At 28.6% G+C, this 269-nt stretch carries 1 protein-coding gene; it reads right to left on the bottom strand.

Annotation, left to right across the window (positions count from 1 at the left end):
• Positions 1–269 (bottom strand): hypothetical protein (locus SB660_RS20930; protein WP_410584286.1); only part of this gene is annotated, 269 nt, incomplete at both ends.

The raw sequence follows: 269 nt of genomic DNA, 5'->3' as shown, positions 1-269 counted from the left end.
CCTAAAGCAATTAATTTATCTTCAAAATTAGAATCCGGAATAGTGGTAAAAGGCCCGCAATATACATTATAAGTTGTTGCAGCATCTTTTTTAGAAGACCAGTTTGCCAAAGAATAAGATGCATTATCTACTTCAATACAAGGCATATTAGGATTATTTCTAAAATCATAAGTAGTGAAATTAGTATTATTCCCATTCTTAAGATTTAAAGTTGAAAGCAAATTATTCTCACATGATATTTCAGTTAAAACCGAATTTGAACTAATATC

The organism is Bacillus sp. SIMBA_005 (assembly GCF_046535585.1).
GTDB classification, from domain to species: domain Bacteria; phylum Bacillota; class Bacilli; order Bacillales; family Bacillaceae; genus Bacillus; species Bacillus pumilus.
Note: the sequence above shows the minus strand (reverse complement) of the source record. Positions and strands in the feature narration are given on the sequence as shown.